The sequence below is a fragment of the Neptunomonas antarctica genome, assembly GCF_001305295.1.
In the GTDB taxonomy this organism is placed as follows: domain Bacteria; phylum Pseudomonadota; class Gammaproteobacteria; order Pseudomonadales; family Balneatricaceae; genus Neptunomonas; species Neptunomonas antarctica.
The window spans coordinates 25,347-38,061 of sequence record NZ_LJSI01000036.1 but is presented as its reverse complement, the minus strand read 5'-3'; the positions used below and the strand labels follow the sequence as shown (position 1 = coordinate 38,061).

The following is a 12,715-nucleotide window of genomic DNA, read 5'->3' as shown; positions in this document are numbered from 1 at the left end:
GATAGTTGCGTCTTCCTTCAATCCAGTCAAGAATGTCACTGTAGGGGTATGAATTTGATAGCCGACGGCGCAGGCTGTCGCTGCCTGACAAGGGCGAAGGCACCCGCTGGTTGGATGCTTGAACTAGTAGTTCAAAAGAAGGAGCAGAGGGAGGACATAAACCTACACTAATGGCCAAATTTTACCAGATTAAAGCTTGCCCGCTGAGCGGGCAAGCGTAATGTTTAATCAATCTAATGATCAGGCGAAGCGGGTAACTGAAAGGCGCCCTCAGGTACCAAATGAACCGTACTGGTCGGAAAGGCCACTTCCGCTCCATTATTTTCAACAATAGCCATTATCTTCAATAACACATCTTCTTTAACCTGATGAAAATATATCCAGTTAGTCGTTTTTGTGAAGGTATACACAAAAAAGTCGAGCGATGAGGGTGCAAATTTATTCAAATTTACGATCAGCGTCTGAGTATGATCAATTTCAGGATGATTTATCAGCATCTCACGCACTTGATTGACGATGTTTTGAACAGTATTTACATCACAATAGCGCACTCCGATCGTTTCATAAATTCTGCGATGGGTCATTCTAGAAGGGTTTTCGACTGATATACTGGCAAATACGCCATTAGGCACGTACAAGGGGCGCTTATCGAAGGTTTGTATACGCGTCAGCCGCCAACCAATATCCTCAACCGTGCCTTCAATATCTTTATCAGGTGAACGTACCCAATCACCTACTTTAAAGGGTCGATCCATGTAGATCATGAGTCCACCAAAAAAATTAGCCAACAGATCTTTGGCCGCAAACCCCACCGCCAAGCCACCAATACCGCCGAATGCCAGTACACCGGAAACACTATAACCAAAAGTTTGCAGTACCACTAATGACACAGTAATGATTAGCGATAAGCGCAGTAGCTTGCCTATCGCACTGACCGTAGTAGCATCCAGGGTCGTATTTATTCCCTGCGGGTCTATCAGTGCTTTTTCGGCAGAACTAATGAAACGAATAAGAAACCAGCTTAGTAAAACGATGACGGCAACTTTGCGCACGGGATCGATCACATCGAGTAAAAGAGTCCCCGTACTTCCATCAATAACATCAGCAACCCAACTTCCACCGAGCACCCAGACCAGCATAACCGCAGGACGCTGCGCCGCTTCAAGGAGAATATCATCCCAAATATTTGTGGTGCGTGCTAATTGCGCAGCCGTATGAGTAAATATTTTACGTACAACAAAAACCGCTATCAGCGTCACTAATACAATAAAAAAAACACTCAGTATCCAGCTATTCTCTTGTCCTAATGACAGGTTTAACATCAACCAGTCATAGAGCCCTTCAATAATTTTTTGACCTTCTTGCATGCCGCTCTAAGCCTCTAAGCATTTAATTGATTCTGTTACACGCTCAAACCGCGCATCGTTAGCGGGTATGTTTTTATGTTTCATGTTTTGAATGGATACTGTTTGTGCTACCGGAACCGTCTCCAAATAGGATAATACCTGCATAGCGCCTTCAGGATGATTACACACCAGCGCCATATCGCATCCGGCACGCAAGGCCGCTTGTGTTCGCTCTACAAATCCACCAACCGCCGATGCTCCCGCCATACTCAAATCATCACTGAAAATCACACCGGCAAAACCTAGCTGCTTTCTCAACACATCTCTCAGCCAAAAATCACAGAACCCTGCCGTTTGCGCATTAACCTGCTGATAAATAATATGCGCGGGCATAATCGCTTCCAGCCCACCCTCAATCAACGCCTTAAAGGGTTTAATATCGGCTGCACAAAGCGCCTCGAAGGTGCGTTCATCACAAGGAATATCTAAATGGGAATCGGCTGTCACCCACCCATGACCCGGAAAATGCTTACCCGTAGCCGCCATACCCGCCGCATGCATCCCCTGCATAAAACGACTGGCGAGCGCTATGATCTGATCAGTTACCTGACCAAATGCCCGATCACCAATAATTTCACTACGTGACCAGTTAATGTCCAGTACGGGCGCAAAACTAATATCGATATCTAACGCGACTAATTCTGCAGCCATCAACCAACCAATATCTTCAGACAACGCTTCAGCCTGATCAGGATCGCTTCCCCATAACCGCGCCAGTGATTTCATCGGAGGAATTCGAACGAACTCATTACGAAAACGCTGAACGCGTCCGCCTTCATGATCTACGGCTAACAAAATATCTGAATTTTGTTCACGAATATCCGCAATAAGGTCCCGCAACTGCGCTTTACACTCGTAGTTGCGGCTAAACAGTATTAAGCCCCCTGCTTCCGGATGACTAATCATCTCCCGCTCCATGGGCGTTAATAATAATCCCTGTACATCCAGCATTACGCGCCCGGAAGCCATTAATATTCCTCTATTAACAATTCAGATCCTACCGGAATAAGATTATAAAGTTCTAACACATCAGCATTACGCATCCGAATACATCCATGTGACACAGGAATGCCCATCGGTTCAGTGTCAGGCGTACCATGGATATAGATATAACGTCGCATGCTGTCTACTGCGCTCAAACGATTTCTTCCTGGCTCTTTACCACTGAGCCACAGAATACGCGTCAGAATCCAGTCTCGTTGAGGGTAACGTTCAGCTAATTGAGAAGAATAGATTTCACCGGTAAAGCGACGCCCGACAAAAACAGCATTGAGCGGTAGATTTTCACCAATTTTTGCACGTACCGTATGCAGACCGCGAGGAGTACACCCTGACCCGAAGGCCTCCCCCACGCCATTCAGAGCGGTAGATACCGGATACGTTATTACTTTTTCAGGCAAATACACGCTCAGAACCTGCTCGGAAATGTTCAAATGCAGATACATAAGCGTTAACTGTTACCCTCTAAGTCAATAAGCATCAGAACCAAGACCATCATAGTCGACAAAAATAGTTTTGTTCGGAGCGAGCCTGAAAGCCTGCAGAAATAACAGGAATCATCCGATGAAGAATTTTTTCTATTTCGGATGTTTTCTCCAACTCCTGCTGCTCAAGGGCAATCAAAGTATGGTAATTAGACAATGTAAAAATCATTGAGCCCAGAAGAAAATGCAGACGCCAGAAAAACTCATCACTATCCATCGGAGAAGCATCTTTTCGAAGAAGCGCCAAAAAACCTTCCAACTTCGCATGGTACTGATTAACCATATATTGGCGTAACGCTTCCTGGTTCTTCATATAAGACAGATCCAGCAATCGCATGAACATGGATAAAGCATGTTCATTATCCTGACGCACATGCAATAGCGCCCTCATCACCATCTCAATCAACTCATTGATTGAGACAGTTCTGTCAGGCAAGCTAATTAACCTCTCTGCCACAACTGTTTCAATATACTCACAAAATGGATGCATATACTTTTCAGTAACCGCCTGAATAAGTCCCTGCTTTGATCCAAAATGATAATTTACAGCGGCAAGATTCACATCAGCTTTTGCTGTAATCTGGCGCATAGTCGTTTCTGAGAAACCCTGTTCGGAAAACAAAGCCTCAGCAGCTTTTAGTATTTGAATTGCTGTTTTTGACTGCTGCAAGATCTGCTCTCCTTATCAGACATACCATAGTAAATATATTATAAATAACCGTATTTAGCGCGTTAAAAAACGACTATTCGAAACACGTGTCCATATTTTCGAAACGATACCATCACTGGTTTTTATTGCCATTTCACTCAACCGTTCCTGAAACGACTTTTTAACCTCATAACGTACGCGAAATACATCGGCGGTATCGCAGGCGGTCATCAGATAATCATCACTCGTTGACAATTCATCCACCAGCTTTTCTGCCAGAGCACGCTTACCAAACCACACCTCACCCGTGGCGACTTTTTCCATGTCCATCTGAGGACGGTATTCAGAGACAAATTCTTTGAAGAGTAGATGAGTATCTTCTAATTCTTCTGTGAATTTCTGCTTACCTTTTTCAGTATTTTCACCAAACATAGTAACCGTACGCTTATATTCACCCGCCGTGAACATTTCATAATCCACATCGTATTTTTTCAGAACACGATTAAAATTAGGCACCTGAGCGATAACACCAATCGAGCCGACTAAAGCAAAGGGGGCCGCAATCAGCTTATCAGCTAAACACGCCATCAAATAACCGCCACTGGCAGCCACCTGATCAACACACACCGTTAAAGGAATACCACTGGCTTTTATTCGCTCCAGTTGAGAGGCAGCCAGACCGTAAGTATGCACAAGCCCACCCGCACTTTCCAGACGAATAACCACCTCATCAATCGGACGAGCGAATGTTAGTACGGCGGAAATTTCTTCTCGTAACGGTTCAACTTCGCTGGCTTTTATATCACCATCAAAATCAAGCACAAAAACCCGTTTCTTTTCTTCCGGTGCTTGCTCAGCACCCTGTTTTACCTCTTTCTTACGTTGCTTACTCTCGAGTTTATCCTGTTTTTTCTGCTCTTTAAGCAGTTGTTTGTAAGCTTCCTTATCTAATACTGCAGCTTCAACAGTATCTTTCATATCTTCGTAGAAATCGTTGATAGAGGTTACATCAACTTCTCCCATGCTATCATCTCGGCGATTACGCACACTGATCAAGAAGATCCCGGCCACCAACAGAAGAAAAACAACCAATCCGGTAAAGGCTTTGGCAGCAAACAGACCATATTCAAAGAAAAATTCAGACAACAGGTTTCTCCAGAAAAAGAGTTATCAGTATTAAGAGGCGTAATGTACCATAAAAGCCAATTAACGAATCCACCGTTTGCCACTTTTCCTTCCAGGAATATCTATATAATGAGTTCAGATATCACAGTAGCCCGCGTCATCGAGAAATTGCCTTCACGTTTTCAGGCGGAAGCCGCTGGCAGCCTTGATGCTATCTTTCAGTTTATTCTTGATGATGCCGAAGATTTTTATATCAGCATAAAAGAACAAGCCTGCAGCACGGCACCCGGTGAGCACGCTGATCCGTCCATCACGCTACTGATGGATTCAGACACCTTCATTAACGTGGTGACAGGTCAACAAGATGGTATGAGTGCTTTTCTTAAAGGCCAGTTACGTGCCGAAGGCAATGTTATGCTGGCGACACAACTAGGAAAATTATTTAAAGGCCAGGCATCCTCATAAAAATTATTCCTCTCCTTTAAGAAAGCGTTCAATTAACGTATAGGAGATGGCAAACGAGGGAGGCAAATCTGGCATTGCATCACGCTGATACCAATGTGCCTCTTCAATTTCCACACCATCAGGTAACAACTCGCCTGCTGCATAGTCTGCAACAAAACCCAACATTAACGCATGAGGAAAAGGCCAGGATTGGCTTTGTATATAACGAACATTCTTTATTTCTATGCCCACTTCTTCACGCACTTCACGATGTACAGCCGCTTCTGCGGTTTCACCTGCTTCAATAAAGCCAGCCAAAGTACTGAAGCGCCCGGGAGGAAAACGCGGAGAGCGCGCCAATAGACAACGATCACCATCAACCACTAAAACAATAATACACGGAGAAATACGCGGATACTGAACCAGATCGCAATGACTACAATGCTTTGCCAGATCAACTTTGTGGTGTGTCATCTCATGGCCACAACGACCACAAAAACGATGTTCATTATGCCAAACAATCAATTGCGCAGCGCGTGACAGAAGTACGTACTCATGTTCATCCTGAGAAACTGATAGCAAGTTTCTCAGGTTAGCCTTCTCAGCTGAGATCTGACTTCCCCTTGCCAGAATAATAAGTTGAACGTCAATCCCTTGTAATACGCCCACAGGGTAAATAGCTTCAATATCAGATGCAGAAAAAGTATTCTCAACAGGGTACAAATACACCCCTGGTTCATGTAAATACATACTTCCTGATGACCCTACAATATAGCGACCGTCCACGAACATCCCCTCCATTCATTCTGTCTGTAATAACTCATCAATATTGGGAATTTACTTATCCCATTGATAAGCAAGTACTAAATTTTGCATGATATATGTCAAAAGTTGAGCCCGAATCCGCATTATTTTTTAATATTAACGCTATTCTATTCAGGTTTTGACAATCTACTGCTAGTCTACACGAACATTTGAACATCCGTTTGTGGTAAACGGTGTGTTTTGCAATTAGGAAAATAATCAATGACCATAACTTTTCTTCAGGCTTTATTGCGTAACTTCTTAGGAAACTCGCCGGTCTGGTACAAGCAGGCCATTATTGGCTTTCTGATTCTTAACCCCCTCTTATTGATGACAGTAGGACCCGTTATTACTGGCTGGGCCTTGATATTCGAATTTATTTTCACATTAGCACTGGCACTAAAATGCTATCCATTACAACCGGGCGGCCTACTGGCCCTTGAGGCGATCATCATAGGCTTGGCTACACCCGAATCCGTCTACCATGAGGTCAGCGGTAATCTGGAAGTCATCCTGCTATTAATGTTCATGGTTGCTGGCATCTACTTTATGAAAAGTATGCTGCTCTGGATTTTTACGATTATTCTGCTAAAAGTAAAATCCAAAGCCATACTGTCATTACTCTTCTCTCTGTCTGCGGCGCTTCTTTCTGCTTTTCTCGATGCACTAACGGTAACCGCCGTACTCATCAGCGTGGGGGTTGGTTTTTTCTCTGTTTATCATAAAGTGGCTTCAGGCAAGCACTATGATCATGAACACGACCATGCAGATGATGGCTCTGTTGAAGAGAGTAATAAAAATGATCTTGAAGATTTCCGTGGTTTTTTAAGAAGTTTACTTATGCACGGGGCAGTTGGTACTGCATTGGGTGGAGTTTGTACGCTGGTAGGCGAACCTCAGAACCTACTGATTGCCCAGAAAGCGGGATGGGATTTCATTGAGTTTTTCGTTCTAATGGCTCCTATCACTATGCCCGTTCTTGCTGCAGGCTTAATCACCTGTGTTGTGCTGGAGAAAACCCGTACATTCGGATACGGTGTCGAACTGCCATTACGGGTTCGTCATATCCTTGAAGACTTCGCTGCAGCAGAAGATAAAAAACGTACCATTCGCGATAAAGCGGCCTTACTGATTCAAGTTCTCGTCTCAATTTTTCTGGTGGTAGCGCTGGCATTGCACATGGCAGAAGTCGGATTGATTGGCCTGACTGTTATTGTTCTGCTGACGGCACTTAATGGTATAACGGAAGAACATCAGATAGGGAAAGCATTTGAAGAGGCGCTTCCGTTCACCTCTCTGTTGGTGGTCTTCTTTGCGATCGTGTCGGTGATTCATGACCAGCATCTGTTTCAACCAATCATCCATGCCGTATTGGAAATGGATACTGCCTCCCAGCCCGCTTTATTCTTTGCTGCCAACGGCTTACTTTCTGCTATCAGTGACAACGTCTTTGTTGCTACGGTATATATCAATGAAGTCACTGCCGCACTTGAAGCAGGTGAAATTACGCGTGATCATTTCAATTCCTTAGCTATTGCTATTAATACGGGAACCAACATTCCAAGCGTGGCAACACCGAACGGTCAGGCTGCCTTTTTATTCCTGTTAACATCAGCATTAGCACCACTTATCCGACTATCATACGGACGCATGGTTATGATGGCCCTACCCTATACCATTGTTATGAGTTTAGTCGGCTACACAGCGGTCAGTCTTGTCCTAGGCTAATCTTTATTCTGAGTTTTATTTAGCATAAAAAAAACGGGCAATGGCCCGTTTTTTTATGCACTCTCGATCAGGAAGGGGCGGTTGTATTGACTCGCCACAAACATTGACCACCTGCATTTTTATCAAGCTTATTCAAAAATACTTCATGTTCCACGAGCTCATTTGCTGTCGCCTCAAGCACCGGCAACCCTAACGATTCAGGACCCACTCGTTTAACCGTAACGCCGTCGTCTTCATCTGCGCCATCCAGATCACTTAACAATAGCGAGGTCTGGCCACCCGTCAGCGCTAAATAGACATCAGCAAGGATTTCTGCATCTAATAACGCGCCGTGTAGCTCCCGATGAGAGTTATCAATACCATAACGTTTACACAACGCATTCAAATTATTTTTCTGGCCTGGATGCTTTTTCCTGGCCATACGAAGTGTATCTGTAATCGTACAGATATCCTTGATCCGGACATCATAGCCATTGCGCGCCAGCTCGGCATCAATAAAGCCTATATCGAATATCGCATTATGGATAATTAATTCAGCGCCACTGATAAACTCCAAAAACTCATCGACCAGTGCTTTAAAGGGCGGCTTATCATCAAGAAATTCATGCGTAATCCCATGAACGGCCATAGCCCCTTGGTCAATCTCATGGTCTGGCTTTAGATAACGATGGTAATGATTACCCGTTAAGCGCCGGCGCTGCATTTCGACACAGCCGATTTCTATAATGTTGTGCCCTTCCGACCATTCAAGACCAGTGGTTTCAGTATCGAGAATTATCTGACGCATTCTGTTTAAGCCCTTTTCAAAATCTGATCTACACCGCGATTAGCCAGCTCATCTGCCAACTCGTTCTCAGGATGGCCACTATGCCCTTTCACCCAGCGCCATTCAATTTTATACCGCGCGGATAACTCATCCAGCCGCTGCCAAAGATCGGCATTTTTAACAGGATTTTTAGCCGCGGTTTTCCAACCATTCTTACGCCAGCTGCCAATCCATTCAGTGATGCCTTTACGGACATATTGAGAATCAGTTGTTAGCACAACATCACATGAGCGCGTTAATGCAGAAAGCGCCTCAATAGCGGCAAGCAACTCCATGCGATTATTAGTGGTGTCTTTATCTCCACCCCACAGATGCTTTACCGTGTCGCCGCATCTGAGTACAGCACCCCAGCCACCCGGACCCGGATTCCCTTTGCAAGCACCATCAGTAAAGATCTCAACGGATTTCACGTGCATGCCCTCTTGTAGCCGGCTCAGCAACCGGTAGTCTAATAAAACGTTTAGCTGATTTTTCAGGATTTATCACTGTCATTCCACCGATATCTTTGCGCGCTAAAATAACATTAAAAGCACCGAAACGAGGCAATGACTTTCGCCCGAACGCCTGCAACCAATTAAACCGCCGTCTCACCCCGGAGGATTCATACGATGGCAAAAAATAATCACTTACCGTTTGCAGCTCTGTCAGCTCTAACAGATTTATCCAATCGATAAGCCTATGATGACTAAGAAAGTGAGCTTTTTGCCAGATTGGTTCATTTTTCTTGCATGTCCAGAGACGGGAAATCCCCCACCACGACACAGGATTGAAGTTAACAATCAATAGATGCCCACCTGGCCGAAGAATTCGTGCCGCTTCCCGTACAACCTGATGGGGGCTGGAGGTAAAATCCAAGGCGTGATGCAGCAACACAACATCAACACTATTATGTTCCAGCGGCAATTCTGTGCTTTGAGCAATGATACTGTTTTTTTGCATCCCAAGCTCAAGCTTATGATAAATGACAAACGTATGAGCAACTGAACTCTGTGCTACCAGGTTTACAGTGGGATCCACGCCAATCTGCGCAAGATGCACTCCATACAAGCCTGGCAATAATCGATCCAGCACTTGCTGCTCTGTCTGGAGAAATTCTTTACCCAAATCAGTAGAAAACCAGCGCTTTAAGGATTCTGAAAGTGCTTCAACAGGTTGTTGATTTTTAAAAGTCATATTAAAACGCTATAACCTAATACATAAACTGAACCTACATGTTAACAGTCATGGTCATATAGGGTAATCTCAGATTCATAAAAAATGAGGCCACTCTTCTATGTTTACTGTGGCACCATTACCCGCGTTTAGTGACAACCAGATCTGAATTGATAAACTAAACCTATCTGTTAACAATCCTGCTGTTAACAATCATGTCCGTTTAGGATAATCTCAGACGAATAATAAATGAGGCTGCTCTTCTATGTTTACTGTGACACCATTACCCGCGTTTAGTGACAACTACATCTGGATGCTTACTAAAAGTAATGCTTCAGGAATGATAGTCGTCGATCCCGGCGATGCAGATGTCGTCATAAAGGCAATAGATACGTATCAGCAGCCGTTAAAAGCGATTCTCCTGACACATCATCATCCTGATCACACCGGTGGCGTAAAAGAGTTGGTAGATCGGTATAACATCCCCGTTTATGGGCCGAAGAATTCTCCTTTTACAGGCATATCTTATCCACTGGGTGATTCAGATCAGATCGACATTCTTGGCGAACAATTAATAATCAAAGAGATTCCAGGCCATACACTCGATCACATCTCCTACTACCTGAAGGCAAGCCAACCGCAGATTTTTTGTGGCGACACGCTTTTTCTTGCAGGCTGTGGTCGTTTATTTGAAGGCACTCCGGAACAAATGCTGCAAAGCATGAGTTATTTCAAAACACTCCCCGCTAATACCGCTGTGTATTGCACTCATGAATACTCACTCGCCAACCTGAATTTTGCGCAAGCAGTTGAGCCAAACAACCCTGATATTCAAGCGACTATTGAGCAATGCAAAGCCTTACGTGCACAAAATTTGCCGACATTACCTACACGCCTTTCACAAGAACTCACTATCAATCCTTTTATGCGTTCACAATGCGAGGACGTACGCAAGGCAGCAGAAATGCACACGGGTAAGGCAATGATGAGTGAATTAGAGACATTTACTGCTATTAGAGAATGGAAAAACGTATTCTAGTGACTATCATAGATTGACCATCATTCTCAGCCTGCTAGAATTAGCCGCACAAAAATTTGACGGTATTTTTTTATGCGACGTTGTTTTATTCTCTCAGCCATCATTGCCTCAAGCCTTTTAGCGGGCTGCCAGACGATACAGCAACATGACAGCGGATCCGCCAATCCCAAACTCACTAAAACGGTATGGGACAAGATATTTTCTGCCGAACCGCTATCTGGTAAATCTCGTAAGAAGCCTGTAAACGGCGACACTGCCACAGAATCTCCTGATGATCTTTGGGAATTAACCCGTCAAAACTTACAATTAACAGACGAATCCCAGCATGAAGACGTTAATACCCAAATCGTCTGGTATAGCAATTACCCGACACATATGCAGCACATTACTGAAAATGCAGCACCTTATTATCATTACGTTTTGAATGAAGTACTCAAACGTGGTCTTCCTGCTGAATTAGCCCTGCTGCCCGCCGTAGAAAGTAGCTATAACCCAGAAGCCTATTCTTCTGGTCATGCCGCCGGCCTATGGCAATTTATTCCCAGCACTGCAAAGTACAAGGGCCTAAAAAAAAGCCGCTGGTATGATGGCCGTAAAGATATTATCGACTCCACCAGCGCCGCTCTGGATTACCTTGAACATCTGAATAATCGCTTTAACGGTGATTGGCTATTAACGATGGCGGCCTATAATGCTGGCGGTGGCACGGTTTCCAGAGCCATCAGAAAAAATCGTGAAGCGGGCAAACCTATAGACTTCTGGTCACTCTCACTGCCTCGAGAAACACGCCTTTATGTTCCGCGTATTCTGGCCATCGCGTCATTTGTACGTCAGCCTGATCGCTACCATATGAACCTGCCTATCATCAAAAACGAACCCTACTTTGAAGTGATCGCCACAGGCGGACAGGTTAACCTCGCTCAGGCAGCACTTATGTCGGGTACACGACTAGCAGAAGTACAACAATTAAATCCAGGCATGTTACGTCTCGCGACTGATCCCGCCGGGCCTCATCGTCTTCTTGTACCGGAAGACAACGCGCAACAATTACGTTCAGCCCTTAACGACCTAACTCAACAGGCACGCACCCAATGGGCTGAATATAAGATTCAACCGGGCGACTCGCTTAGCGAAATAGCGGAAATGTTTGACTCCTCTATTGCGACCATAAAAACCGCCAATCAATTACCATCAAACCGACTTCGTGCCGGTAAAACACTGATCATTCCACAAGACACTACTATTGCAGCCCTATCAGGAAAAACCCCAACCAACGCATCAACAGCAACCTCAACACCCGCAAAGAAAACCGTCCACAGTGCCTTATCGATCTACCAATACACAGTTAAAACAGGCGACACTCTCTGGGGAATAGCGCAAAATCATCATGTAAATGTTGAACTGCTTTCACAATGGAACAACATCAGCGCGGGTGACACGCTCAACGCCGGTAAAGAATTACGTATTGGTGCGCTACCAAGCAGCGTTATAAAAGACGAGGCAGAGGCATTACAGCAAATTGGCTATGAGGTGCGTAGTGGCGATTCACTCTGGACTATCGCTGGTCGTTACAACATACATGTGGATGATATTAAAGAATGGAACAATTTAAACAGCAGTTCTCTTATCATCCAACCAGGGCAACAACTCACTCTTTTTGTAAATGAAAGTTAATATACCAATGTGCGGATACTAGAAATGGACATGCTTGCCATTATTATTATAGTCATCGCTACTATTAGCGCTATTGGCTTCAAAATCTACCTTTTCAAACGTATACGGCGCTGGATGGATCAGGATCTGATTAAAGTTTTGGCAGAAGGTGATGCTGATAAAAAAATCTTCTTAACCCAAATGCATCTCCAATTAATATCCGCGAAAACACCTCGTAACAAGTTACATGAAGCACTAACAGAACACGCGAAGCACTACTCTACTACCTTAAAATAACACCCAACCTGGCCGACTTATAACTGACGTACCGTTAAAAAGTAGCATTCTATTTACGCCACTGATATAACACCCTATTCGCACGTACTGTACACCCCGGTGGATTTT

Annotated in this window: 14 protein-coding genes; 5 read left to right on the top strand and 9 right to left on the bottom strand. The window is 44.4% G+C overall.

Annotated elements, in window-relative coordinates:
* Positions 1-233 precede the first annotated feature (233 nt).
* Genes Nant_RS08815 through sohB form a run of 5 tightly spaced genes read right to left on the bottom strand, consistent with a single transcriptional unit; the run spans position 234 to position 4,685 of the window.
* Positions 234-1,367 (bottom strand): mechanosensitive ion channel family protein, encoded by a 1,134-nt coding sequence (locus tag Nant_RS08815; RefSeq protein ID WP_082400156.1) that lies wholly within the window; start codon positions 1,365-1,367, stop codon positions 234-236.
* Between the two features lie 6 nt (positions 1,368-1,373).
* Complete coding sequence (gene nagZ, locus Nant_RS08810) at positions 1,374-2,375, bottom strand: beta-N-acetylhexosaminidase (protein ID WP_054341277.1); 1,002 nt, start codon at positions 2,373-2,375, stop codon at positions 1,374-1,376.
* The gene (locus Nant_RS08805) at positions 2,375-2,851 is read right to left on the bottom strand and encodes a L,D-transpeptidase (RefSeq protein WP_054341276.1); all 477 of its coding nucleotides are present in this window, start codon (positions 2,849-2,851) and stop codon (positions 2,375-2,377) included. Before Nant_RS08805 ends, nagZ begins: the two co-directional genes overlap by 1 nt.
* A 49-nt stretch (positions 2,852-2,900) precedes the next feature.
* Positions 2,901-3,560, bottom strand: coding sequence for a TetR/AcrR family transcriptional regulator (locus tag Nant_RS08800; RefSeq protein ID WP_054341275.1), 660 nt, complete (start codon positions 3,558-3,560; stop codon positions 2,901-2,903).
* Between the two features lie 54 nt (positions 3,561-3,614).
* Positions 3,615-4,685 (bottom strand): protease SohB, encoded by a 1,071-nt coding sequence (gene sohB, locus Nant_RS08795; RefSeq protein ID WP_054341274.1) that lies wholly within the window; start codon positions 4,683-4,685, stop codon positions 3,615-3,617.
* 108 nt (positions 4,686-4,793) lie between these two features.
* Here sohB and Nant_RS08790 point away from each other — a divergent pair, with 108 nt between their 5' ends.
* Entirely contained in the window at positions 4,794-5,129 is a 336-nt protein-coding gene (locus tag Nant_RS08790; RefSeq protein ID WP_143773530.1) for an SCP2 sterol-binding domain-containing protein, read from the top strand.
* A gap of 3 nt (positions 5,130-5,132) precedes the next feature.
* On the opposite strand, the gene nudC is transcribed toward Nant_RS08790, so the two are convergent.
* Positions 5,133-5,894, bottom strand: coding sequence for an NAD(+) diphosphatase (nudC, locus tag Nant_RS08785; RefSeq protein ID WP_238377099.1), 762 nt, complete (start codon positions 5,892-5,894; stop codon positions 5,133-5,135).
* A 240-nt stretch (positions 5,895-6,134) separates the two neighbouring features.
* On the opposite strand from nudC, the gene nhaB reads away from it, so the two are divergent.
* Positions 6,135-7,640, top strand: a complete 1,506-nt coding sequence (gene nhaB, locus Nant_RS08780) for a sodium/proton antiporter NhaB (protein ID WP_054341272.1) — start codon at positions 6,135-6,137, stop codon at positions 7,638-7,640.
* Between the two features lie 67 nt (positions 7,641-7,707).
* On the opposite strand, the gene dnaQ is transcribed toward nhaB, so the two are convergent.
* From dnaQ to Nant_RS08765, 3 genes are read right to left on the bottom strand one after another with little or no spacing between them, the layout of a single operon-like run.
* Complete coding sequence (gene dnaQ, locus Nant_RS08775; RefSeq protein WP_054341271.1) at positions 7,708-8,427, bottom strand: DNA polymerase III subunit epsilon; 720 nt, start codon at positions 8,425-8,427, stop codon at positions 7,708-7,710.
* A gap of 5 nt (positions 8,428-8,432) precedes the next feature.
* Positions 8,433-8,876 carry a ribonuclease HI gene (gene rnhA, locus Nant_RS08770; protein WP_054341270.1) on the bottom strand — a complete coding sequence of 148 codons (444 nt, stop codon included), beginning with the start codon at positions 8,874-8,876 and terminating at the stop codon, positions 8,433-8,435.
* Positions 8,863-9,639: a class I SAM-dependent methyltransferase gene (locus Nant_RS08765; protein WP_054341269.1), complete on the bottom strand. Its 777-nt coding sequence runs from the start codon at positions 9,637-9,639 to the stop codon at positions 8,863-8,865. Before Nant_RS08765 ends, rnhA begins: the two co-directional genes overlap by 14 nt.
* Positions 9,640-9,883: 244 nt before the next feature.
* Between Nant_RS08765 and gloB the strand changes: the two genes are divergently transcribed.
* The 3 genes from gloB to Nant_RS08750 all read left to right on the top strand — a co-directional run bounded on the left by gloB (position 9,884) and on the right by Nant_RS08750 (position 12,607).
* On the top strand, positions 9,884-10,657 hold the full coding sequence (gene gloB, locus Nant_RS08760) for a hydroxyacylglutathione hydrolase (protein ID WP_054341268.1): 774 nt from the start codon (positions 9,884-9,886) through the stop codon (positions 10,655-10,657).
* 72 nt (positions 10,658-10,729) lie between these two features.
* Positions 10,730-12,331 carry a LysM peptidoglycan-binding domain-containing protein gene (locus tag Nant_RS08755; RefSeq protein ID WP_054341267.1) on the top strand — a complete coding sequence of 534 codons (1,602 nt, stop codon included), beginning with the start codon at positions 10,730-10,732 and terminating at the stop codon, positions 12,329-12,331.
* Between the two features lie 24 nt (positions 12,332-12,355).
* Positions 12,356-12,607: a hypothetical protein gene (locus Nant_RS08750; protein ID WP_054341266.1), complete on the top strand. Its 252-nt coding sequence runs from the start codon at positions 12,356-12,358 to the stop codon at positions 12,605-12,607.
* Positions 12,608-12,715 lie beyond the last annotated feature (108 nt).